Origin of the sequence: Lentzea albidocapillata subsp. violacea (genome assembly GCF_900100275.1) — a bacterium.
GTDB classification, from domain to species: domain Bacteria; phylum Actinomycetota; class Actinomycetes; order Mycobacteriales; family Pseudonocardiaceae; genus Lentzea; species Lentzea violacea.
In genome coordinates this window covers 373,270-395,677 of the sequence record NZ_FNET01000004.1, presented here as the reverse complement: position 1 = coordinate 395,677, position 22,408 = coordinate 373,270, and the positions used below count along the sequence as shown (strand labels likewise).

General features: G+C 70.3%; 21 protein-coding genes. 16 read left to right on the top strand and 5 right to left on the bottom strand.

Translation table 11 applies throughout. The features are described 5' to 3' along the window. Positions 1-18: 18 nt before the first annotated feature. From def to BLR21_RS12240, 12 genes are all read left to right on the top strand, one after another. Positions 19-567, top strand: a complete 549-nt coding sequence (def, locus tag BLR21_RS12295; protein WP_030481882.1) for a peptide deformylase — start codon at positions 19-21, stop codon at positions 565-567. A gap of 2 nt (positions 568-569) precedes the next feature. Continuing rightward, positions 570-1,496: a methionyl-tRNA formyltransferase gene (gene fmt / locus BLR21_RS12290; protein ID WP_090005946.1), complete on the top strand. Its 927-nt coding sequence runs from the start codon at positions 570-572 to the stop codon at positions 1,494-1,496. Then, a complete protein-coding gene (locus BLR21_RS12285; protein ID WP_090005945.1) occupies positions 1,493-2,929 on the top strand; it encodes an RsmB/NOP family class I SAM-dependent RNA methyltransferase in 1,437 nt (478 codons plus the stop codon). The genes fmt and BLR21_RS12285 overlap by 4 nt, the downstream gene beginning before the upstream one ends. Before the next feature lie 128 nt (positions 2,930-3,057). After that, on the top strand, positions 3,058-3,519 hold the full coding sequence (locus BLR21_RS12280; protein WP_256334645.1) for a shikimate kinase: 462 nt from the start codon (positions 3,058-3,060) through the stop codon (positions 3,517-3,519). Beyond that, on the top strand, positions 3,516-4,013 hold the full coding sequence (locus tag BLR21_RS12275; protein ID WP_090005944.1) for a flavoprotein: 498 nt from the start codon (positions 3,516-3,518) through the stop codon (positions 4,011-4,013). Before BLR21_RS12280 ends, BLR21_RS12275 begins: the two co-directional genes overlap by 4 nt. Positions 4,014-4,039: 26 nt before the next feature. Further along, entirely contained in the window at positions 4,040-4,690 is a 651-nt protein-coding gene (gene rpe / locus BLR21_RS12270; protein ID WP_030481877.1) for a ribulose-phosphate 3-epimerase, read from the top strand. Then, positions 4,687-5,688 (top strand): bifunctional diaminohydroxyphosphoribosylaminopyrimidine deaminase/5-amino-6-(5-phosphoribosylamino)uracil reductase RibD, encoded by a 1,002-nt coding sequence (gene ribD, locus BLR21_RS12265; RefSeq protein ID WP_090005943.1) that lies wholly within the window; start codon positions 4,687-4,689, stop codon positions 5,686-5,688. Before rpe ends, ribD begins: the two co-directional genes overlap by 4 nt. A gap of 8 nt (positions 5,689-5,696) precedes the next feature. Then, positions 5,697-6,317 (top strand): riboflavin synthase, encoded by a 621-nt coding sequence (locus tag BLR21_RS12260; protein ID WP_090005942.1) that lies wholly within the window; start codon positions 5,697-5,699, stop codon positions 6,315-6,317. Further along, the gene (locus tag BLR21_RS12255; protein WP_090005941.1) at positions 6,314-7,576 is read left to right on the top strand and encodes a bifunctional 3,4-dihydroxy-2-butanone-4-phosphate synthase/GTP cyclohydrolase II; all 1,263 of its coding nucleotides are present in this window, start codon (positions 6,314-6,316) and stop codon (positions 7,574-7,576) included. The genes BLR21_RS12260 and BLR21_RS12255 overlap by 4 nt, the downstream gene beginning before the upstream one ends. Continuing rightward, complete coding sequence (gene ribH / locus BLR21_RS12250) at positions 7,573-8,070, top strand: 6,7-dimethyl-8-ribityllumazine synthase (protein WP_030481873.1); 498 nt, start codon at positions 7,573-7,575, stop codon at positions 8,068-8,070. The genes BLR21_RS12255 and ribH overlap by 4 nt, the downstream gene beginning before the upstream one ends. Beyond that, complete coding sequence (locus BLR21_RS12245; protein WP_090005940.1) at positions 8,070-8,507, top strand: PH domain-containing protein; 438 nt, start codon at positions 8,070-8,072, stop codon at positions 8,505-8,507. The genes ribH and BLR21_RS12245 overlap by 1 nt, the downstream gene beginning before the upstream one ends. A gap of 51 nt (positions 8,508-8,558) precedes the next feature. Beyond that, positions 8,559-10,583 carry an ATP-binding protein gene (locus BLR21_RS12240; RefSeq protein ID WP_143027693.1) on the top strand — a complete coding sequence of 675 codons (2,025 nt, stop codon included), beginning with the start codon at positions 8,559-8,561 and terminating at the stop codon, positions 10,581-10,583. Here the strand turns inward: BLR21_RS12240 and BLR21_RS12235 are convergent. After that, entirely contained in the window at positions 10,580-11,005 is a 426-nt protein-coding gene (locus BLR21_RS12235; protein ID WP_176929601.1) for a DUF1761 domain-containing protein, read from the bottom strand. The genes BLR21_RS12240 and BLR21_RS12235 overlap by 4 nt on opposite strands. Before the next feature lie 124 nt (positions 11,006-11,129). Further along, positions 11,130-13,946: an aconitate hydratase gene (locus tag BLR21_RS12230; protein WP_276526489.1), complete on the bottom strand. Its 2,817-nt coding sequence runs from the start codon at positions 13,944-13,946 to the stop codon at positions 11,130-11,132. 256 nt (positions 13,947-14,202) lie between these two features. Here BLR21_RS12230 and BLR21_RS12225 point away from each other — a divergent pair, with 256 nt between their 5' ends. Genes BLR21_RS12225 through BLR21_RS12215 form a run of 3 tightly spaced genes read left to right on the top strand, consistent with a single transcriptional unit; the run spans position 14,203 to position 18,331 of the window. Further along, entirely contained in the window at positions 14,203-14,913 is a 711-nt protein-coding gene (locus tag BLR21_RS12225) for an ATP-binding cassette domain-containing protein (protein ID WP_090006063.1), read from the top strand. Continuing rightward, on the top strand, positions 14,910-15,542 hold the full coding sequence (locus tag BLR21_RS12220) for a hypothetical protein (protein ID WP_090005936.1): 633 nt from the start codon (positions 14,910-14,912) through the stop codon (positions 15,540-15,542). Before BLR21_RS12225 ends, BLR21_RS12220 begins: the two co-directional genes overlap by 4 nt. Next, positions 15,542-18,331: an AfsR/SARP family transcriptional regulator gene (locus BLR21_RS12215; RefSeq protein WP_090005935.1), complete on the top strand. Its 2,790-nt coding sequence runs from the start codon at positions 15,542-15,544 to the stop codon at positions 18,329-18,331. Before BLR21_RS12220 ends, BLR21_RS12215 begins: the two co-directional genes overlap by 1 nt. On the opposite strand, the gene BLR21_RS12210 is transcribed toward BLR21_RS12215, so the two are convergent. The 3 genes from BLR21_RS12210 to BLR21_RS12200 form a co-directional block, all read right to left on the bottom strand. Next, entirely contained in the window at positions 18,251-19,558 is a 1,308-nt protein-coding gene (locus BLR21_RS12210) for an FAD-dependent monooxygenase (protein ID WP_090006062.1), read from the bottom strand. The two genes, BLR21_RS12215 and BLR21_RS12210, sit on opposite strands and share 81 nt — an antisense overlap. Before the next feature lie 84 nt (positions 19,559-19,642). Next, the gene (locus BLR21_RS42420) at positions 19,643-21,124 is read right to left on the bottom strand and encodes a flagellar basal body protein FliL (protein WP_176929600.1); all 1,482 of its coding nucleotides are present in this window, start codon (positions 21,122-21,124) and stop codon (positions 19,643-19,645) included. After that, a complete protein-coding gene (locus BLR21_RS12200; RefSeq protein WP_143027692.1) occupies positions 21,121-21,573 on the bottom strand; it encodes a hypothetical protein in 453 nt (150 codons plus the stop codon). Before BLR21_RS12200 ends, BLR21_RS42420 begins: the two co-directional genes overlap by 4 nt. Before the next feature lie 17 nt (positions 21,574-21,590). On the opposite strand from BLR21_RS12200, the gene BLR21_RS12195 reads away from it, so the two are divergent. After that, on the top strand, positions 21,591-22,400 hold the full coding sequence (locus tag BLR21_RS12195; RefSeq protein ID WP_090005933.1) for an SIR2 family NAD-dependent protein deacylase: 810 nt from the start codon (positions 21,591-21,593) through the stop codon (positions 22,398-22,400). Positions 22,401-22,408 lie beyond the last annotated feature (8 nt).

Here is a 22,408-nt window from a genome sequence, read left to right as displayed (position 1 = left end):
CCACACGAGGAGCACTGCGTGACCGTCCAACCCATCCGCCTGTTCGGCGACCCCGTGCTGCGCACCGCGGCCACCGAGGTCACCGACTTCGACAAGGAACTGCGCACCCTGGTCAAAGACCTGTGGGACACGATGCAGAACGCGGGCGGGGCAGGACTCGCCGCGCCTCAGCTCGGTGTTGGACTGCGTGTGTTCACGTACCACTGCGACGGTTTCGCCGGCCATCTCGTCAACCCGACGTGGGACGTGGTGGGTGAGGAGATGCAGGACGGCTCCGAGGGCTGTCTGTCCATCCCCGGCATGTCGTGGGACTGCAAGCGCCACCTGCACGTCGTGGCCAAGGGCTGGAACATGCACGGTGAGCCCGTCGAGGTCGAGGGCACCGAGACGCTGGCCCGCTGCATCCAGCACGAGTCGGACCACCTCGACGGCGTGTTGTTCCTCGACCGCCTCGACGCCGACACCCGCAAGCAGGCCATGCGGGAGATCCGGCAGTCCGAGTGGTTCGACGGTACGGTGCCCACCTTGAAACAGAGCCCGCACCCACTCTTCGGCAGGTCCAGCTGACCATGCGACTCGTGTTCGCCGGTACGCCCGAGGTCGCACTGCCCTCGCTGCGCGCCCTCATCGACTCCTCCCGCCACGACGTCGTCGCCGTGGTCACCCGTCCCGACGCACCCTCCGGCCGTGGCCGCAGGCTCGAGCGCTCCCCGGTGGGCGCGCTCGCCGACGAGCACGGCATCGAGGTCCTCACGCCGGCCAAGGCGGGAGATCCCGAGTTCCTCGACCGCCTGCGCGCGCTGGAACCCGACCTCTGCCCGGTCGTCGCCTACGGCAACCTGCTTCCGCAGCGCACGCTCGACGTGCCGAGGTTCGGCTGGGTCAACCTCCACTTCTCCGTGCTGCCCGCGTGGCGCGGCGCCGCGCCGGTGCAGGCCTCCGTGCGCAACGGCGACGACATCACGGGCGCCTCGACGTTCCGCATCGTGAAGGAACTCGACGCGGGCCCGGTGTTCGGCGTGGTCACCGAGAAGGTGCGCGACCGCGACACCTCCGGCGACCTGCTGACCCGGCTGTCCGTCTCGGGAGCCGACCTCCTGCTGTCCACTGTGGACGGCATCGAGGACGGCACGCTGGTCGCCGTAGACCAGCCCGCCGACGGCGTCACCTACGCCGCGAAGATCGCCGTCGAGGACGCACGCCTCGACTTCACCACGCCCGCCGTCGCCGTGGACCGCCTGGCGCGCGCCGTGACGCCGGAGCCCGGCGCGTGGGCCGAGTTCCGCGGTGAACGGCTCAAGCTCGGCCCGGTGACGCCGGTGGCCGACGTGTCGCTGCCACCGGGCGAGGTGCTCGTCGAGCGCAAGCGCGTGCTCGTGGGCACCGCGACCACCGCCGTGGCCCTCGGTGAGGTCCAGGCACAGGGCAAGAAGCGCATGGCCGCCACCGACTGGGCACGCGGCGTGCGGATCGAAACAGGGGAGCGCATCGCATGACCAACCACTCGCGAGGCGCCTCGAAGCCTTCCCGCCCGAGCAGCCCCCACCCTCCACGCCGGCGCACCGGGCCCGCCCGGCCGCCCGTGGAGGACCCGGCCCGCCTCGCCGCACTGGAGACGCTGCGCGCAGTGCGCCAGCGCGACGCGTACGCCAACCTCGTGCTGCCGCAGCTGCTGCGCGAACGCCGTATCACCGGCCGTGACGCGGCGCTTGCCACCGAACTCACCTACGGCACGTCGCGAGCGCAGGGCCTGCTCGATGCCGTCATCGAGTCGTGCTCCGACCGGCCGTTGTCCGAAGTGGACGGTTCGGCGCTCGACGCGTTGCGGCTCGGTGCGTATCAGCTGCTGCGCACCCGCATTCCGTCACACGCGGCGGTCGCCTCGACCGTCGACCTCGTCCGGGCCGAGCGGGGCTCCGGGATCGCGGGCTTCGTCAACGCCGTTCTGCGCCGGGTCGCGGCGCAGGACGAGGCGGCGTGGGTCGACGAGCTCGCCCCCGACCCGGAAACCGACCCGGTCGGCAACCTGGCCTTCACCCACGCCCACCCGCGCTGGATCGCGCAGGCGTTCGCGGAGGCCCTCGGCAGCCGCGAGGAACCGCTGAAGCGGGCCCTCGAGGCCGACGACGCGCGCCCGGCCGTGCACCTGGTGGCCCGCCCAGGCGAGGTAAGCGCCGACGAGCTCGCCGCCATCACCGGCGGTGATGTGGCGCCGTACTCGCCCTACGGTGTGCACCTGGAGGCCGGGGCGGGCGACCCGGGCGATCTCGAGCCCGTCCGGGAGCGCCTCGCCCACGTCCAGGACGAGGGCAGCCAGCTCTGCGCACTCGCCCTGACGCGCGCGCCGATCGAAGGTACGGACGACCGCTGGCTCGATCTTTGCGCGGGCCCCGGCGGCAAGGCCGCCCTGCTGGCCGCACTGGTCGGCCTCGAAGGCGGCGAGCTGATCGCCGTCGAGAAGGCACCCCACCGCGCCGAGCTCGTGCGCAAGCTCACCTCAGGCCTGCCGGTGACCGTGCACGTGGCCGACGGCCTCGAGACCGACTTCGTCGAAGGGGCGTTCGACCGCGTGCTGGTCGACGCGCCCTGCACCGGTCTCGGTGCCCTGCGCAGGCGCCCGGAGGCGCGGTGGAGGCGCCAGCCCGCCGACGTCGGCACGCTCACGAAGCTGCAACGCGAGCTGCTGACCGAGGCGCTGCGACTGGTGCGCCCTGGCGGCGTGGTGGCTTATGTCGTGTGTTCACCTCATCTCTCCGAGACAGTAGGGGTGGTGACGGACGTCGCGGCGCGGACGGGGGCCGAAGTGCTGGACACGCGGGAGTTCTTCCCGGGAGTTCCGGACCTCGGGGAAGGACCGCACGTTCAGCTCTGGCCTCATCTGCACGGCACCGACGCGATGTTCTGCTTGGTGCTGCGACGCCCGGTTTGAGCGCTCGGGAACGACGTTAGCGACGGGGTCCGACAAGTTTTCGTGCCTCGTCGCCCGCAGGCCGTACAACGGGTCCGGAGTTCACCTGTCCGGGTGACGAGCGGGCGTGTGGGGTGGTGGTGGTCCTGGTGACCGGCAGGTCCGGCACGGGGAAGTCGGCCCTGCTGAACCTGGTGGCGCAGAACGGATATCGCACCGTCGACACCGACCATGGCGACTGGATCGACCGCACCGGCGAACCGCTGTGGCGTGAGGACCGGATCGATGAGCTGATCGCCGGGCACGAGCGGTCCGGCCGGCCGCTGTTCACCGGGGGGCACAGTCGCGAACCAGGCGGCGTTCTACGCCAGGTTCGACGAGATCGTCCTGCTCAGCGCACCGATCGGCACCGTCCTGGAACGCGTCGCGAGCAGAACGGGCAGTCCGTTCGGCAAGACCGAGGAAGAGCGGAGCCGGATCACACGCGGGAGATCGAGCCGCTGCCGCGCGAGCCGGCCACCGTCGAGATCGACACCAGGCAGCCGCTGAACGCCGCGCTGGACCAGCTCGCCGCACTGGCGCAAGCGCCCGACCTAAGATCGTCCACATGACACGTGGGCTGCTCGGACTGGTCGCAAGCGGCTGCGGCGGTGTCGAGGGCTGGTTCCGCACCGAACTCGCCGAGCCGGCCGTGCGACTGGGGTGGCGGTTGGCCATCACGTTCACGCCGACGGTCGTCCCGTGGTTCGAGGAGGCCGGTGAACTGGACAGGCTGCAGGCGCTGACGGACCTCCCGATCCGCTGGGAGCCGAGGATGCCGAGCCAGCCCAAGCCCTATCCGACGCCGGACGCGTTCGTCTTCGCTCCGGCCAGCGCGAACTCCGTGGCCAAGCTGGCCCTGGGCATCGGCGACAACCAGGCGCTGACCGCGCTGAACGAGGCCATCGGCGTCGAGAACTGCAAGGTCGTCGTCATGCCGCAGGCCAACGCGGACAAGCGCCGCCACCCCATGTGGGAGACGCACGTCACGACGCTCACCGGTGCGGGTGTCGTCGTGGTCTCAGACGTGGCTCCCGGCAGGCTGCTCGACCTGCTGGACACCTAGACTTCACCCTTGTGGTCCACACGCCGATGATCGCCCCCAGCATCCTGTCCGCCGACTTCGCGCGCCTCGCCGACGAGCTAGCCGCGGTGCCCACGTCGGACTGGATCCACGTCGACGTCATGGACAACCACTTCGTGCCCAACCTGACGCTCGGCCTGCCCGTGGTGAAGTCGCTGCTCCAGGTCACCGACATCCCGATCGACTGCCACCTGATGATCGAGGACCCGGATCGCTGGGCCATCGGCTACGCGGAGGCGGGCGCGTACAACGTGACCGTGCACGTCGAAGCGGCGAACGACCCGGTCGCGCTGGCCAGGAACCTGAAGGCGGCGGGCAGCAAGGCCGGTCTGAGCATCAAGCCCGGCACCCCGCTGGAGCCGTACGTCGAGTTGCTCAAGCACTACGACACGCTGCTGGTCATGTCGGTCGAGCCGGGCTTCGGCGGGCAGAGCTTCATGGCCGACGTGCTGGACAAGGTCCGCCAGGCCCGTCACCTCGTCGACACCGGGCACCTCAAGCTGCTGGTGGAGATCGACGGCGGCATCAACGCCGACACGATCGAACAGGCCGCCCAGGCCGGCGTGGACTGCTTCGTCGCGGGTTCCGCCGTGTACGACGCCGCGGACCCCGGCAAGGCAGTCGAGGCCCTGCGTGCCCAGGCAGCCGGTGCGAGATGACCCCCGAGGACGCGATGACGATCGCCATCGCGGAGAGCGAGCGGGTCCGGGGCACCACCAGCCCCAACCCGCCGGTCGGCTGCGTCATCCTCGACGAGGGCGGTAACGCGGTCGGGTTCGGTGGCACGCAGCCGGTCGGCGGGCCGCACGCCGAGGTGATGGCGCTCAAGGAAGCAGGCTCGAAGGCCCGTGGTGGCACCGCGGTCGTCACCCTCGAACCGTGTTCGCACTACGGCCGTACGCCGCCGTGTACCGAGACGCTCATCGAAGCCGGCATCAAGCACGTCATCCACGCCACCAGCGACCCGAACCCGAAGGCCGCGGGTGGTGTCGAGGTCCTGAGAAAAGCCGGCGTCACGGTCGAGAGCGGACTGCTGGAGCAGGAAGTCAGCCGAGGCCCCCTCAGGGCGTGGCTGCACTACGCGCGCACGGGCCGTCCGCACGTCACGTGGAAATACGCGGCCTCGCTCGACGGCAGGATCGCGGCCCAGGACGGCACCAGTCGGTGGATCAGCTCGGAGACCTCCCGCAAGGAGGTCCACGACATGCGTGCCAAGCTCGACGCGATCGTCGTCGGCATGAACACGGTGAGGCTGGACGACCCCGCGCTGACGGCCAGGGACGCCGCTGGAATGCCGTTGCCCCACCAGCCGTTGCCGGTGGTGGTGGGCACGAGCGACCTGCCGGAGGGAGCGAAGCTCCAGCACACCGCACTGCACCTGCGCACGCACGATCCGGACGCCGTCCTGGCGGTGCTCGCCGAGCGGGGCGTGGTCGACGTGGTGCTGGAGGGCGGCCCGACGCTCGCCGGTGCGTTCTGGCGCGCCGGCCGGATCGACCGGGTCCTCGCCTACATCGCGCCGGCGCTGCTCGGGGCCGGTCCCGCGGCGGTGCTGGACGCGGGCGTGTCAACCATCACGGACGCTGTGAGGCTGACCGTGGAAGACGTCACCATGAGCGGACCGGACTTGCGGATCAGCGCGGTTCCGCGCACTTAGGAGGAGCGGTGTTCACCGGGATCGTCGAGGAACTCGGCCACGTCGAGGCGATTGAGGACCTGCCCGACGCGGCACGGATCCGCATCGCCGGGCCGATCGTGACCAGCGACGCGAAGCACGGCGACTCCATCGCGGTGAACGGCGTCTGCCTCACCGTCGTGGAAGTCGAGAACGACAGCTTCACCGCGGACGTGATGCGCGAGACCCTCAGGCGCAGCAGCCTCGCGAAGGTCGCCGCGGGCGACCGGGTCAACCTGGAGCGCGCGGCCGCGGTCGGCCAGCGCCTCGGTGGCCACATCGTGCAGGGCCACGTCGACGGCACGGGCACGATTCTCGCGCGGGAGAAGGCGGAGCACTGGGAGATCGTCCACATCGGACTCCCGCCGAGCCTTTCCCGTTACGTCGTGGAGAAGGGCTCCATCACGGTCGACGGGGTCTCGCTGACGGTCGTGACCGTCTCCGAGGACCAGTTCACCGTGAGCCTGATCCCGACGACCCTCGAACTCACCACGCTCGGGCACCGCATTCCGGGCGACCCGGTGAACCTGGAGGTCGACGTGCTGGCGAAGTACGTCGAACGACTGGCGATCCCGCACCTGCGGGCCATCGCGGGCGAGGAGGCCCAGTGAGCACCGACTTCGCTGAGATCGAGCGTGCGATCAGAGACATCGCCGCCGGTCGTCCTGTGGTCGTCGTGGACGACGAGGACCGTGAGAACGAGGGCGACCTGATCTTCGCCGCCGAGAAGGCGACGCCCGAGCTGCTCGCGTTCATGGTCCGCTACACGTCCGGTTACATCTGCGTGCCGCTGACCGAGGCCGACTGCGACCGCCTCGACCTGCCGCCGATGTTCCACACGAACCAGGACGTCCGCGGCACCGCCTACACCGTCACGGTCGACGCGCGCGAGGGCGTCAGCACCGGCATCTCGGCCGCGGACCGCGCCCGCACGATCCGGCTGCTCGCGGACCCGACCGCGAAGGCCAGCGACTTCAACCGGCCGGGCCACGTCGTGCCGTTGCGGGCCAAGGCCGGTGGCGTGCTGCGCCGTCCCGGGCACACCGAGGCCGCCGTCGACCTGGCGCGGATGGCCGGGTTGTCGCCCGCGGGCGTGCTCTGCGAGATCGTGTCGCAGAAGGACGAGGGCGACATGGCCCGCCGCGACGAGCTGGAGGTCTTCGCCGCGGACCACGACCTCGCGATCATCACGATCGCCGACCTCATCGCGTACCGCCGCCGGGTCGAGACCCAGGTCGTGCGCGCCGCCGAGGCCCGCATCCCGACCGCGCACGGTGTGTTCACGGCGTTCGGCTACGACAGCCTGCTCGACGGCATCGAGCACGTCGCCCTGGTGTACGGCGAGATCGGCGACGGCGAGGACGTGCTGGTGCGCGTGCACTCCGAGTGCCTCACCGGCGACGTCCTGGGCTCGTTGCGCTGCGACTGCGGCCCGCAGCTCGACGCGGCGATGGAAGCCGTTGCGGCACAAGGACGTGGCGTCGTGCTGTACATGCGTGGTCACGAGGGCCGTGGCATCGGCCTGATGCACAAGCTGCAGGCGTACCAGTTGCAGGACGAGGGCGCCGACACGGTGGACGCGAACCTGGTGCAGGGCCTGCCCGCCGACGCACGCGACTATGGCACGGGCGCGCAGATCCTCGTGGAACTCGGCATCAAGTCCATGCGGCTGCTGACGAACAACCCGGCCAAGCGCGTCGGACTGGAGGCCGGATACGGTCTCCGGGTGCTCGACCGGGTGCCGCTGCCGGTCTCCCCGAACCCGGAGAACCTGCGGTACCTGCGCACCAAGCGCGACCGGATGGGTCACGAACTGCACCAGCTGGAGCAGTACGAGACCGTTGTTTCCGCTACGGAGGACCAGGAATGAGCGGCGAGGGCCGTCCAGACCAGACCAGGCTCGACGGCAAGGGCCTGAGCGTCGCGATCGCGGCGACGCGCTGGCACACCAAGATCACCGACCAGCTCGTCGAGCGTGCGTTGAAGGCCGCTGAAGACGCGGGCTGCGCCGACACGACGGTCGTGCGCGTGGCGGGGGCGATCGAGCTTCCCGTCGTGGTGCAGGAACTGGCGCGCCACCACGACGCGGTGGTCGCGCTGGGCGTGGTCATCCGCGGCGGCACCCCGCACTTCGAGTACGTGTGCGACTCGGTGACGGACGGGCTCACGCGCGTCGCGCTCGACGAGTCCACGCCCGTCGGGAACGGCGTGCTGACGACCGACACCGAGGAGCAGGCGCTGGCCCGGGCCGGCCTGCCGGACTCGGTGGAGGACAAGGGATACGAGGCGACCGTCGCCGCGATCGACACGGCACTGGTGCTGCGCGGCCTGCGCCAGCCCTGGACCGAGCGGGGTTTCGAATGATGACGGCGGAAACGCTCGTCCTGCGTCCCAAGAAGATCCGCCGCGTCGCGTGGGCGTGCGCGGTCGGTCTGGTCGTGGTGTTCACGGTGGTGGGGCTGCTGCTGGGCAACACACCGACCGGCGTGATCTTCCGGACCTCCGACCAGATCGCCATGATCCTGCTGGGCTTCCTGCTCGCGGGCGGTGTGCTGCTGCTGACCCGTCCGCGCGTCACGGCCGATGCGTCGGGTGTCGACGTGCGCAACGTCGTGACGTCACATCACTACGACTGGAACGACGTGCTGTCGGTCAGCTTCCCGGACGGTGCCGCGTGGGCCCGGCTGGAGCTGCCGGACGACGAGTACATCTCGGTGATGGCCGTGCAGGCCGTGGACCGTGATTACGCCGTTTCGTCCGTGCGCGCGTTGCGTGAGCTGCACAAGGCGGCACGCGCCTAGCGTTCGTAAGAAGCCGAACGAGCCGCTACCCTCAGTGGTGGGGTGGTGGCGATGGACGAGACGCGCAACGAGGTCACGGCGGCGAAGATCGGCGCCGTCGTGCAGGCGGGGTCCATCGGGTCGGTGCATCTGCCCGGACAGTCGCGGCCGGTGCCCAAGCAGCTCCCCGCCGCACCGCGCCACTTCGTCGGCAGGACCGCCGAACTGGCGCTGCTGGACCGGGTGCTGGGCGGCGCGGCGGTGATCGGCGGTGCGGGCGGGGTCGGCAAGACCTGGCTCGCGCTGCGATGGGCGCACTCGCGGCTGGACGCGTTCCCGGACGGCAGGCTGCACGTCGACCTGCAGGGTTTCGCGCCCGGCGGCAGACCGTTGCCGCCGGCGGTGGCGGTCCGGTCGTTCCTGGACGCGCTCGGGGTCGCACCCGGTGCGATCCCGGTGAGCCTGCCTGCCCAGGCCGCCCTGTACCGCAGTCTGGTGGCGGGCAGGCGCATGCTCGTGGTGCTCGACAACGCGGCCGAGGAGGCACAGGTCGAGCCACTGCTGCCGGGCAGCCCGTCCTGCACCGTGCTGGTGACCAGCCGTCGTTTTCTGCGCGGACTGGTGGCGAACCACAGTGCGGAGCCGGTGGGTCTGGACGTGCTGTCCGAAGAGGACTCCCGTGCGGTCCTGACCGGCAGGCTCGGGGAGAACCGGATCGGACGCCACGGCGACGCGGTGGACGAGTTGGTGAGCTGGTGCGGAGGGTTGCCGCTGGCGCTGGCGACGGTGGCCGCACGGGCGCGGCAGCACGGGAACTTCCCGTTGTCCGTCCTCGCGGAGGAGCTCCGCGAGGACCGGCTGGACGGGCTGCGTTCGGTGTTGTCCTGGTCCTGCAGACTGCTCTCGGACCGTGCGTCCACCTTGTTCGGTTTGCTCGGCCACGCACCCGGCCTGGACATCGGCTTCGACGCCGCCGTCAGTCTTGTCGGTCTGCCCGCACCGCAGGTGCGTGAAGTGTTGCGAGAGCTGGAAGACGCGCATCTGGTGCACGAACACGTGCCGCGCCGCTATCGGATGCACGACCTGGTACGCAGCTATGCCGCCGAACAAGCAGTGGACCACGAGCGGGGACTGCGCCGCCTCACCGACTTCTACCTGCACACCGCCCATGCCGCCGACCACCGCGTCTATTCGCACCGGCGACAGGTGGTGCTCGGCGAACCCGAGCCCGGTTGCGCGCCGCTGAGTCCTCCTGATGACGTCGCAGCGCTGTCATGGCTCGACGCGGAACATCGATGCCTGCTGGAAACGCAGCGAACCGCCCTCGCTCTGGGCTGGTACTCGCGGGTAGGGCAGCTCGCACACCTGTTGACCTCGTTTCACTACCGTCGTGGGCATCTGCGGGACCAGGTGACGTCGTGGGAACGCGGCCTTGCCGCCGCCGAACGGCTGGGGGACGTGGACGCGCAGGCCAAGGCCCTGAGAATGCTCGGGAACGCACATACCCAGACGGGCGACTACCCTGCTGCGACGGCCCGGCTGCGGCGTGCGCTGGAGTTGGCGAACGACCTGTTCGCACAGGGACAGGCCTGCATGGCACTGGCCATGTTGCTGGAGATCGAGGGCGGTCTCGCCGAGGCGGTGGAGCACGGTGAGCGAGCCGTGCGGTCGTTCGCCGAGTTGGGAGACAGTCTTTGCGAGGCCGACGCTCTCGGCATGACGAGCTGGCTACATGTTCTGGCCGGCCACCACGACGCGGCGCTGCCCATGGCACTGCGCGCTCTCGCCATGCATCGCGAACTCGGCAACAGGGCCGGAGAAGCGGTGGCGCACAACAGTCTTGGTCAGCTCGCTCAGGCCACCGGCCGGTACCGGGAGGCACTGGAGCACCACGAGCAGGCGCTGGCCTGGCACCGTCACGTCGGCGGTGACGCGTGGAGTGAGCCCAACACCCTCGACCTGATCGGCCAGGCGCACGCGGCGCTCGGCAACAGCGACGAGGCCCGCGCGGCCTGGCAAGGTTCGGTCGCCATGTACGAGGAGCAGTTCCGGCTGGACATCGCCGCCAAGGTCAGGGCTCGGCTGAACGCGCTCTAGATCCACAGACCGAGGATCGCGCCCGCGAGCGTGAGTCCGACGATGTGATAGCCCGCCCCGATGGCCGCGAAGGTGACCGGGGCGGGCTTCGTCATGTCGTAGGCCCCGGTCATGAGCCTGATCGGCAGCGCTATGCCGAGCCCGACGACGAGCCCCAGCAGGATGCCTTCCATGATGTCGTCGGTGCGGGAGGCGTGGCCGATCATCGCGGTGGCGAGGGTGATGACGAAGCACGTGACCAGCGGGATGGCGTAGACGCCCACTCCGATCTTCTCGGGCGGGCTCAGGTCCCAGCCGGCCGCGCGTTGCCAGGCCCTGCCGAAGGCGTAGTCCGCGTACCAGACCAAGCTCAGCGCGAAGTACGCGATCGTGGCGACGACGACGGCCCACCAGTTGAGGTCGCCGAGCACGGTCAGGCTCATGAGGGGTCTCCCGCGGTGATCAGGGTGCCTTGGCATCGCGGGGTGCACGCTCACCGTTACGGGTGCATTGACGGCGAAAGGGCCGCCCACCGGGTGGTGGACGGCCCTTTCGGTACGACGGGGACTAGCTGCGGACCATCTTGCGCAGCACGTACTGCATGATGCCGCCGTTGCGGTAGTAGTCGGCCTCACCGGGCGTGTCGATGCGGACGACCGCGTCGAACTCGACCTTCGAGCCGTCGGCCTTGGTGGCGGCGACGTGCACCGTCGACGGCGTGGTGCCGTTGTTCAGCTCCGTGACGCCGCTGAAGTCGAACGTCTCGGTGCCGTCGAGGCCCAGCGACGACGCGGTGTCGCCCGCCGGGAACTGCAGCGGCAGCACGCCCATGCCGATGAGGTTCGAGCGGTGGATGCGCTCGTAGGACTCGGCGATGACGGCGCGGACGCCGAGCAGCGAGGTGCCCTTGGCCGCCCAGTCGCGCGACGAACCGGAGCCGTACTCCTTGCCCGCCAGCACGACCAGCGGCACGCCGGCCTCCGCGTACGACACGGACGCGTCGTAGATGGTGGTCTGCGGGGCGCCGTCGGCCAGGAAGTCGCGGGTGAAGCCGCCCTGGACGTCGTCGAGCAGCAGGTTGCGCAGGCGGATGTTCGCGAACGTGCCGCGGATCATCACCTCGTGGTTGCCGCGGCGGGAGCCGTAGGAGTTGAAGTCCTTGCGCTCCACGCCGTGCTCGGTCAGGTACTTGCCCGCGGGCGAGTCGGCCTTGATCGAACCGGCGGGGGAGATGTGGTCCGTGGTGACCGAGTCGCCCAGCAGCGCCAGCACGCGGGCACCCGAGATGTCGGTGACCGGCTTCGGCTCCATCTCCATGCCCTCGAAGTACGGGGGCTTGCGCACGTAGGTGGACTCGGAGTCCCACTCGAACGTGTTGCCGGTCGGCGTGGGCAGCGACTGCCAGCGCTCGTCACCGGAGAACACGTTCTGGTAGCCCTTGGTGAAGCCCTCCGCGGAGATCGAGGTCGAGATGACCTCGGCGATCTCGGCCGGGGTCGGCCAGATCTCCGACAGGTACACCGGCTTGCCCTCGGGGTCGTACGCGAGCGGCTCGGTGGTGATGTCCTTGTCCATCGAACCGGCCAGCGCGTACGCCACGACCAGCGGCGGCGACGCGAGGTAGTTCATCTTGATGTCCGGGTTGATCCGGCCCTCGAAGTTGCGGTTGCCGGACAGCACCGAGACGACCGCGAGGTCGCCTTCCTGCACGCCCGCCGAGATCTCGTCCTGCAGCGGGCCCGAGTTGCCGATGCAGGTGGTGCAGCCGTAGCCGACCAGGTGGAAGCCGAGCTTCTCCAGGTACGGCATGAGGCCGGCGCGCTCGTAGTAGTCCATGACGACCTTCGAGCCCGGCGCCAGGGTCGTCTTGACCCACGGCTTGCGCTCGAGGCCGCGCTCGACGGCCTTCTTCGCGAGCAGGGCCGCGCCGAGCATCACGGACGGGTTCGAGGTGTTGGTGCACGACGTGATCGCGGCGATCGCGACGGCGCCGTGGTCCAGCTCGAACTCGTTGCCGTCGAGGGTGACCTTGACGGGCTTCGAGACCCGGCCGGTGGCACCCTCGGCGGCGGACTGGAAGACCTTGGGCGCGCCGGAGCCGTTCTGGCCCTCGTGGATGGCGATCGGGTCGCTGGCCGGGAACGTCTCGTCGACGGCCTCGTCCACGCCGGACAGCTCCGGGGACTCGGTGTGCGCGACGTAGGCACCCAGGGCCTGGCGGAACGACTCCTTGGCGTTCGTCAGCTCGATGCGGTCCTGCGGGCGCTTCGGGCCGGCGATGGACGGGACGACCGTCGCCAGGTCGAGCTCCAGCGTCTCGGAGAACACCGGCTCGCGGGACGCGTCGTGCCAGAGGCCCTGCTCCTTGGCGTAGGCCTCGACGAGCGCGATCTGCTCCTCGGTGCGGCCGGTCAGGCGCAGGTAGTCGATGGTCTCGCCGTCGATCGGGAAGATGCCGACCGTGGAGCCGAACTCCGGCGACATGTTGCCGATGGTGGCGCGGTTCGCGAGCGGCACGGCGCTGACGCCCTCGCCGTAGAACTCGACGAACTTGCCGACGACGCCCTGCTTGCGCAGCATCTCGGTGATCGTGAGCACGAGGTCGGTCGCGGTGGCGCCGGGGGGCAGCTCACCGGAGAGCTTGAAGCCCACGACCCGCGGGATCAGCATGGAGACCGGCTGGCCGAGCATCGCGGCCTCGGCCTCGATGCCGCCGACGCCCCAGCCCAGCACGCCGATGCCGTTGACCATCGTGGTGTGCGAGTCGGTGCCGACGAGCGTGTCCGGGTATGCCTGGCCGTTGCGGACCATGACGACGCGGGCCAGGTGCTCGATGTTGACCTGGTGCACGATGCCGGTGCCGGGCGGGACGACCTTGAACTCGTCGAACGCGGTCTGGCCCCAGCGCAGGAACTGGTAGCGCTCGCGGTTGCGCTCGTACTCCAGGTCGACGTTCAGCTCGAACGCGTCCGGGCGGCCGAAGATGTCGGCGATGACCGAGTGGTCGATCACGAGCTCGGCGGGCGCGAGCGGGTTGACCTTCTCGGCGTCGCCGCCGAGCTGGGTGACGGCCTCGCGCATGGTGGCGAGGTCGACGACGCAGGGCACACCGGTGAAGTCCTGCATCACGACGCGGGCAGGCGTGAACTGGATCTCGGTGTTCGGCTCGGCGGCCGGGTCCCAGTTGGCGAGAGCGCGCACGTGGTCGGCGGTGATGTTCGCGCCGTCCTCGGTCCGCAGCAGGTTCTCCAGCAGGATCTTCAGGCTGAACGGAAGACGCTCGGCGCCCTCCACGGCGCTCAGCCGGAACACCTCGTAAGAGGCGTCGCCGACGTTGAGCGTGCCGCGGGCGCCGAAGCTGTCCTTGCTAGCTGGTGCAGTCACGTGCAACTCCATAACTGGTGACAGCGCGGTGGTCAGTTCGGGATGGGGGAGAGTCTTCCTCACCGGGTCGGCCCCTGCCCCTCGACCCCAAACAGTACGCTTGTCCTGTAAGCCGGTTCAACCCAGGTTGCCCTAAGTCACGATCCCGGTGCGGTACTCGCCGGGAGACCGTCCGGCGAACCTCTGTCGCGGCCCGCCGAGCCAGATGGACGCCAAAGCGAGCGGAAGCGACGTCATGGGTGGTTATCTTGGCGTGGTGCTCCTGGATCGTGTTTCGAAGCGGTACGGCCGCGGGCCCTGGGTGCTGCGCGACCTCACGCTGGAGGTCTCCGGCCTGACCGTGCTGACCGGCGCGAACGGCACCGGCAAGTCGACGTTGCTCAAGATCGCCGCCGGGGTCCTGAAGCCGACGTCCGGCCGTGTCGAGCGGCCTGCCTCGGTCGGCTACGTGCCCGAGCGGTTCCCTTCGGACGTCAAGATGTCCGCTTCGTCCTACCTCGCGCACATGGGGCGCGTTCGCGGCGCTGAGGCCGGCGATGTGCTGGAACGACTGGGATTCGCCGGTTCGCTGACCGCGCCGATGTCCGAGCTGTCCAAGGGCAACACGCAGAAGGTCGCGCTGGCGCAGGCTTTGGCGGCTTCCGGCGTGCTGGTGCTCGACGAGCCGTGGTCCGGGCTCGACCCCTCGGCGTCCGCCGAACTGGTGGCGTTGCTGGAGGGGCGGACGGCGCTGGTGTCCGACCACGAGGGACACCTCGCGTCGGCGACGCGCGTGGACCTCTCCGGCGGGCACGTGACGATCGAGCTCAGCCGGGTCGCGGCGCCCGATGCGCTGGAGGCGCTGGAAGGCGTGCGGTCGGTGCAGGCGCGCGGGTCGTCGGTGCGGGTGGTCGTGGCGCCGGAGCAGAGCGATCAGGTGCTGGCGGAGGCCTTGCGCCTCGGCTGCTCGGTGCGGAGTGTGCGGTGATCGCCCTCGTCCGGTACCTCGCGGCCGATGTCCTGCGCGGGCAACGGTATCTGGCGCCGCTGCTGGTGTTCCTCGGGGTGATGGGGATGTTGTTCTCCAGCGACGCCGGGCAGCCACTGGAGGCGTATTCGGGTTCGTCGGCGTTGCTCTACCCGATCGCGGCGTGGATGGCCGTCGTGGTGGCGACGTCCGAGGACGTGGTGCGACGCGAGATCACCGTGGTGAACGCCGGAGGCTGGCCGCGGGTGCTGACGGCCGCGGCGCTGGTCGCGGTGTTGTTCGCGATGGCCATGGCGGTGCTGGCGGCGGTGTGGCCGGTGGTGACGAACCCCCACCCGTACACGGCAGGCGAATTTTTTGTCGGACTCGCCGCGCATACTGGGTGTGCGTTGCTCGGCGTCGGGGTGGGCCTGCTGTTCGCCCGCCCTGTCCTCGACTCCATCGGGCGCACTGTGCTGGCGGTGTTCTCGGTGGTGGTGCTGACGTACCCGCTGGGGCGGATCACCCCGCTCGGGTGGGTGCTGGACGCGCTGGGGCACAACAGGGTGTCGCTGTCCCTGCTGGGGACGGCGGCGGTCGGCGTCGCGCTCGTGGCGGCCGCGGTGGTGGCCGGGGTCCGGCGGGCCTGATGCGGGTCAACGTGCTCGGGCCGCTGCAGGTCGTGGCCGCGGACGGCGCACCGGTCGAGGTGCGCGGGAAGCGGCTGCGGTGGCTGCTGATCCGGCTGGCGATGGAACCTGGCACCGTCGTCGCGCCGGACCGGCTGATCGCCGACCTGTGGCCGGACGAGCCACCGGTCGACGGTGCCGCGGCGTTGCAGTCGCTCGTGTCGAGGCTGCGGCGGGTGCTCGGTGCCGCCGTGATCTCGTCGCACGCGGCGGGGTACCGGCTGGAGGCGGCGACCGATGTCGAGGCCTTCTCGCGGACGCGTGATGCGGCGTTGTGGCGTGGCGCGGCGTTCGAGGAGGCACCGTTCGCGGTCGACGAGGCCGTGCGGCTGGCGTTGCTGCGCGACGACCTCGCGGGCCTGGAGGCGCTGGCGGCAGCGCATCCGTTGCGCGAGGACGTGCAGGCCCGGTTGATGCTGGCGCTGAACGCCGCCGGACGGCGGTCGGACGCGCTGGCGGTGTTCGCGCGCGTTCGCACGGCTCTGGCCGACGAGCTGGGCGTGGATCCCGGTGAGGCGCTGGCGGCCGCCCACCTGACGGTGCTGCGCGAACGCGTCGCGCGCGGGAACCTGCCCGCGCCGGTCGGATCGTTCGTCGGGCGTGGCGCGGACTTGGCCGCGTTGGCCTCGTTGTTGCGCGACAACCGGTTGGTGACGCTGACCGGGTTCGGCGGCGTGGGCAAGACACGCCTCGCGCTGACGCACGCCGCGTCGGTGCCGCAGGCGTGGTTCGTCGAGCTGGACTCGGCGGCCGAACCGCTGGCGGCACTGGACGCCGCCCTGGGCCCGAACCCGTTGGCGGCGCCGGTGTTCTCGCGGCTCGGGTCGTCGCTGGTGGTGCTCGACAACTGCGAACATGTCGTGGACGCGGCCGCGGCGCTGTGCGTCCGGCTGCTGGCCGAGGCGCCGGACGCGCGCGTCCTGGCGACGTCACGCGAGCCGCTCGGGATTCCGGGCGAGGTCGTGTGCCCCGTGGCGCCGCTCGACCTCGATCACGCCGTGCGGTTGTTCTCCGCGCGGGTCGGGTCGGCGTTCGATCCCGACGTCGTGCGGCGGGTTTGTGCTGCCCTGGACGGGATTCCGCTCGCTTTGGAGCTCGCGGCGGCACGGGCCCGGTCGCTGTCGGCGGCGCAGCTGGAGTCGCGGGTGGACAGCCGGCTGCGGTTGCTCGACCGCGGCGCGCGGACCGGGCCGGCGCGGCACCGGACGTTGCGGGCGGTGATCGACTGGAGCTGGGAGCTGCTCGACGAGGCCGAGCGTGGGTTGCTCGCGCGGCTGGCCGTGTTCGCCGGTGGGGCGACGGCCGCGGCGGTGCATTTCGTGTGCGGGGCAGGCTCGCGCAGGGGTACCCCCTTGCCGGGAACCCCTGCATCACAACGTACTCAGGAGGTCCGACAAGATCAGGACCTCTGGGACACCGAGGACCTGCTGGCCGCGCTCGTGGAGAAGTCGCTGGTCGTGCGCGTGGGCGAGCGCTACCGGCTGCTGGAGACCGTGCGCGAGTACGCGTTGGAGCAGGGCCAAACCGATCCGGCGAAGCACGCCGCCTACTACGTGGAGCTGGCCGAGCGGAACGAACCGTTGCTGCGAGGCCCGGAGCAGCTGGACGCGTTGAAGGTCTTCGACGTGGAACGGTCCAACCTCGACGCGGCGCAGGCTTGGGCGGTCCGGCACGACCCGACCGTCGCGCGGCGCATGATGGCCGCGCGCACGTGGCATTGGCTGGTGATGACCAAGCGGTTCGAGGAGATCCGCCGCTGGGCTTCGCTCACGCCGGACGATCCGCTCTCGGAGGTGCTGGCCTCGCTCGGCACGCCGGCCGCCGTCGTCGCGGCGGAGCGGTTGTGGCAGGAGGACCTCCCGACGGCGCTGTGCGCGTTGATGCTGACGAGCGGTCAGGTCTGGGGTCAGACCGCACTGGCCGAACGACTTGAGGTGCTGGCCGGTCGGCTGGAACGGTCGCCGGACGCGTGGATGCGCGCGTTCGCGGCGCTGGTCCGCGGGCTGGTGGCCGGTGAGTTCAGCGAGGGCTCCGCGCCGCGGGCGGAGGCCGCGTACCGGGAGGCGCTGCGCGGGTTCCGGGAGGTGGGAGACCGGTGGGCCGTGATGTTCGGGCTGTCCTGCCTGGTCATGGTGCTGATCAACCGGGGTGCGTTCGCCGAGGGCCTGCAGGCGGTCTCCGAGGCGAGACGGATGGCTGCCGAGCTGGGCGAGCCGGAGTCGGTGCTGGTGCCGATGTCCGTGCTCATGCAGGCGGCGCGCGTCAAGATCAGGATCGGCGACCTCGCCGGCGCCCGTGCGGATCTGGAACTGGTGCCGCCATCCCCGCTCGACCTGGACCGGGCCCGGGTCACGCAGGCCTACGGTGAGATGGCGTACTTCCGCGGTGACTTCGAGCAGGCCGTCACGCTGTACCGGCAGGCGCTCGACGCCACGGAGGACTCGCCCGCGAACCAGTTCCGCGCCACCGTCCACGCCGGACTGGGACTGGCGCTGACCCGCCTCGGTCAGCTCGCCGAGGCGGGCGAGCACCACGGCCGGGCGCTCGACACCGTCAACAGGAGCGCTGACGGCCCGGCCCGTGCCATGGTGCTGGAGTGGTACGCGGACTGGCTGCTCGCCCAGGGCGATCCCGCCGGCGCGGGGAACACCCTGGACGAGGCCGAACGGCTACGCGGCGGACCGAGCAGCGACCCGGCGGTGGTGCAGCTGCGTGACCGGGTTCGCGCCGAAGTACGCGTCGATCGCTGACCGGCCGATCGCGGCGACGTAGCCGTCCGGGCGCACCAGCACGGGGCCGCCGGGGAAGTCGAGCGTCACGAAGTCGGGGCCGCGCAGCAGGTCGAAGATCCGGCCCTGCTCGGTGATCCCGTCGGGCATGCGGTCACCCGCCTGCAGCCCCTCGCCTTCCGTCGTCCGGTACGACAGCGAGAGCTGCAGCGTCTCGTCACCGCGGCGCTCGAACGGGTTGCCGGACATCATGATCGCGGTGGTCATGCCGAGCAGCCACTCGGCGACGGGCTTGCGCTCGGCCTCGTAGGTGTCGAGCAGTGTCTCCATCCCCAGCTTCCAGCCGAGGTTGTAGGCGTCCTGGATGCCGGTGTTCATGCCCTGCGCACCGGCGGGGGAGTGCACGTGCGCGGCGTCACCGGCGAGGAACACCCGGCCGGTCCGGAACCTGTCCACCATGCGGATGTTGGTGCGGTGCAACGACATCCATGTCGCGTCGTGCAGGATCACGTCGTCCAGGCCGGTGCGCTCGCGGACGATCCGCTGGTACAGAGCCAACGACGGTTCGTCCTCACCGTCGCCGGTGGCCTGGAACTGGAAGAGGTCCGTGCCGGGCAGCGGGCACAGGGCGAGCCACCGGTCGGCGCGGCTGCCCCACTGGTGCCAGTGGTCGCGGCCGAGACCGGAGACCCGGACGTCGCCGACGAACATCCGCAGGTCGGCGTGGGTCTCGCCGACGAACGGGACGCCGAGTTCCTTGCGCACGAACGACTTGCCGCCGTCGCAGCCGACGAGGTACTTGGCCCGCACGGTCTCTGAGCCGACAACGGCCGTCACGCCGGAGTCGTCCTGGGTGAACGACGTCAGCGGCATCCCGTACTCGACGGGCTGGGGGAGGGCTTCCCGCAGGACCTGCTCGACCCGGAACTGCGGGATGAGCATGGTGCGGGCGTACGGGCGTTCGACCGTGGGGTGGCGGCCCTCGTGCGCGTCCCACTCGCGCAGCACCTCGCGGCCCCGGTAGGCGCGCATGGTCAGGTCGAACCGGCCGGACGCCAGCACGGGCTCGATCACGCCCAGGTCGTGGAAGACCTCCATGCTGCGCGGCTGGAGGCCCTTGCCGCGGGAGCCGGCGAAGGGCGCGGACGCCGCGTCGACGATGCGGAACGGGACTCCGCGGCGGGAGAGGTCGAGGGCCAGGGTGAGGCCGGTCGGGCCGGCGCCGATGATCAGAACCTGAGTGTCCATGGGCACCAGGTTCGGCCCCGGAACTGCCACGGCCCTGTCACCGCGCTGTTGCGGGTGACAGGGCCGTGGCGGACCTGCGGGAACCTACTTCTTGATCAGCGCGATCAGCGCGTCGACGTCCTTGGGCTCGAAGCCGCGGAACAGCGACAGGGCCAGCTCGTAGTAGGAGCGGACCGGGCTGACGTACCACTTGCCGTCGACCTCGGTGGAGACGACGCCGACGCCGGTCTTCATGACCGACCCGGCCACCCGGCCGATGATCTCGACGGCCTCGGCGGGGATCTTCTTGCCGCCCTGCTGCTGCAGCAGTTGCGTGATCTCGTCCGCGCACAGCTTCTGCGAGCCCTGGCCGGGCACGTCGGCCGCGTAGCAGTCACCCTCGCGGGTGATCGTCACCGTCTCGCCCTCGGCGGTGATCGACAGCTTCTTGACCGTGACCTGCTTGCCGCCGGTCACGTCCTTGACGTCGGTCTCCAGCGCGTTCAGCTTGGCGCCGGTCGGCTTCTGCTTGCCGGCTTCGGCCAGCAGCAGCGGGCCGAGGTCCTGCAGCACACCGGCCTCGTCGGGCGGCAGCAGCGCGATGACCTTCGTCAGGTCGGCGTCGAGCGCGGCGTTCACCATCTGCTTCGCGGCGTCCTCGGCCGAGCTCGCGCCCTGCGGCGCGATGCCCTGCGCCGGCCACTTCTTCTTGTCCTCCTCCAGGACCGCGTTGGCGATCGTGTAGAAGGCGCTCGGGTACCACTTGTCGCCGACCTTGATCGACGCGATGCCGATCGGCGTGCCGCGCTTCTGCACCTCGGCGGTGATGTCGAAGGTCTCGGACTTCGACGAGGTGAGGTTCAGGTCGTCACCGAGCGCGTCGACGAGCTTGTCGGTGAGCGGGATCTTCGACGCGTCCGAGGTGATCGTGATCTTGCCCTCGACCAGCTTGTTGATGGTGAGGTGATCGTTGATCTTCTCGGCCTTGGCCTCGTCGAACTTGATGTTCTCGCTCTTGAACTCGACGCCGCTCAGCTTGTTCGGGTCGGCTTCGGGCTTGAGGATCTCGAGACGCTTCATCTCCTTCGTCATCGAGTCCATGTAGTCCTTCGACAACGCGGCCTCGGCCGGCGCCAGCGAGGCCATGATGCCGACGACGTCACCGCTGCCCAGCTGCTCGACGAGGTTCTTCGCCGCGACGGCGGGGGAGTCCTGGCCCGCGTTGGCAGCCGGATCCGCCTTCTGCATCGCGAAGAACGTGACACCGCCGCCGATCAGCAGCAGCACGGCGACGACGGCCGTGACCACCAGGCCGGTGCGCTTCTTCTTCGGCGGCTCGCCGCCCATCGGCGCGTAGCCATACGGCTGCTGGGGAAAGCCCTGCGGGCCCGTCTGCGGGTAGCCCTGCTGCGGGAAGCCCTGCGGCCCGGTCTGGGGGTATCCACCCTGCTGCGGATAGCCGCCGCCCTGCTGCGGGTAGCCACCCGGCTGCTGGGGCTGCTGCGGGTAGCCGCCCTGCTGGGGCTGCTGCCCGTACGGGTTGTTCTGCGGCTGCCACTGGTCGCCGCCACCACCTGGGTAGCTCACGGGTTCCCTCCTGAGGTTCTCACTGCGCTGCGCCTGGTCGAGGTGAGCACCGTGATCGCCCCCACGATCGTCAGTACGGCACCGGCAAGGGTCGTGACTGGTCCGGAGGTGCTGATTCCGACCAACGCACCCTTGCTGTCCCCTTGGACTGTGGCAACCAGGGCCACGGTTCCCCCGATCGTGCCAAAGAGAATGGCGGCGCACCCGGCAAACCGTGGAAATCGGACCACGTACAGCGCGATCGTGACCATCGCCAGCGGCGTCAGTCCCACCCAGACCGACGTCACGACGGTGCCCGCCACCCCGTCCAACCCGGCGAGATCACGCAGCGAAAGCACTTCGTAACTGTCTCTCGTGGTCGATCCGGATTTCAGCCACGGCAGGAAAGTCCCGACGATGGTGGTGACCAAGCCCACTGCCGCGATCGCGGCTCCCACAGCGCTGCGCACGGGACTAGTGTGAACCGATGCCTTCCCAGGCGTGCGCAGAGGCACGCGCTCTGGTCGCGTCGGCGCACCGGATCACGGTGCTGACGGGGGCGGGCGTCTCCACCGATTCGGGCATCCCGGACTTCCGTGGACCGGACGGGCTGTGGACCCGCGACGCCGACGCCGGGCGCGGGTCGTCGCTGCAGGCCTACCTCGCCGATGCGGAACTGCGCAGGCTCGCCTGGCGGGCGAAGCTGGACAGTCCCGTGTGGACGGCCAGGCCGAACGCCGCGCACAAGGCGCTGGTGGAACTGGAACGGTCCGGCCGGTTGCGCACCGTGGTCACCCAGAACATCGACGGCCTGCACCAGAAGGCGGGCTCCGATCCCCATCGTGTGCTGGAGCTGCACGGCACGCTGCATGCCACCGTGTGCCTGGGATGTGGTGCCACGGGCCCGATGCGGGACGCGTTGAAGCGCGTGGCCGAGGGCGAGCAGGAGCCGGACTGCCCGCGCTGCCGGGGAATCCTCAAGTCCGCCACCGTCTCGTTCGGGCAGGAGCTCGACGGCGAGGTGCTGCGCCGTGCCCGGCTCGCCGCCCTGGATTGCGACGTGTTGCTGGTGGCGGGAACATCGCTGTCGGTACAGCCCGCCGCGGGCCTTGTGCCGCTCGCGGCCAAAGCCGGTGCGCAGGTCATCATCTGCAACGCCGAACCTACGCCGTACGACGCCGTGGCGGCCGTTGTGCTGCACGAACCCGTCGGGGACGTGCTGCCGGACCTGAGTTCCGTTCCTCCATCCGGGGGAGGCCGATTCTCGTCCTGGGGAGATCCGAGCACCTGGTCGTAGGGTCGGAC

Bases quoted from the DNA above. Each gene is read 5' to 3' on its own strand.
- fmt (WP_090005946.1), top strand. From the start codon at position 570: ATGCGACTCGTGTTCGCCGGTACGCCCGAGGTCGCACTGCCCTCGCTG.
- BLR21_RS12285 (WP_090005945.1), top strand. From the start codon at position 1,493: ATGACCAACCACTCGCGAGGCGCCTCGAAGCCTTCCCGCCCGAGCAGC.
- BLR21_RS12275 (WP_090005944.1), top strand. From the start codon at position 3,516: ATGACACGTGGGCTGCTCGGACTGGTCGCAAGCGGCTGCGGCGGTGTC.
- rpe (WP_030481877.1), top strand. From the start codon at position 4,040: ATGATCGCCCCCAGCATCCTGTCCGCCGACTTCGCGCGCCTCGCCGAC.
- ribD (WP_090005943.1), top strand. From the start codon at position 4,687: ATGACCCCCGAGGACGCGATGACGATCGCCATCGCGGAGAGCGAGCGG.
- ribH (WP_030481873.1), top strand. From the start codon at position 7,573: ATGAGCGGCGAGGGCCGTCCAGACCAGACCAGGCTCGACGGCAAGGGC.
- BLR21_RS12245 (WP_090005940.1), top strand. From the start codon at position 8,070: ATGACGGCGGAAACGCTCGTCCTGCGTCCCAAGAAGATCCGCCGCGTC.
- BLR21_RS12240 (WP_143027693.1), top strand. From the start codon at position 8,559: ATGGACGAGACGCGCAACGAGGTCACGGCGGCGAAGATCGGCGCCGTC.
- BLR21_RS12235 (WP_176929601.1), bottom strand. From the start codon at position 11,005: ATGAGCCTGACCGTGCTCGGCGACCTCAACTGGTGGGCCGTCGTCGTC.
- BLR21_RS12215 (WP_090005935.1), top strand. From the start codon at position 15,542: ATGCGGGTCAACGTGCTCGGGCCGCTGCAGGTCGTGGCCGCGGACGGC.
- BLR21_RS12210 (WP_090006062.1), bottom strand. From the start codon at position 19,558: ATGGACACTCAGGTTCTGATCATCGGCGCCGGCCCGACCGGCCTCACC.
- BLR21_RS12195 (WP_090005933.1), top strand. From the start codon at position 21,591: ATGCCTTCCCAGGCGTGCGCAGAGGCACGCGCTCTGGTCGCGTCGGCG.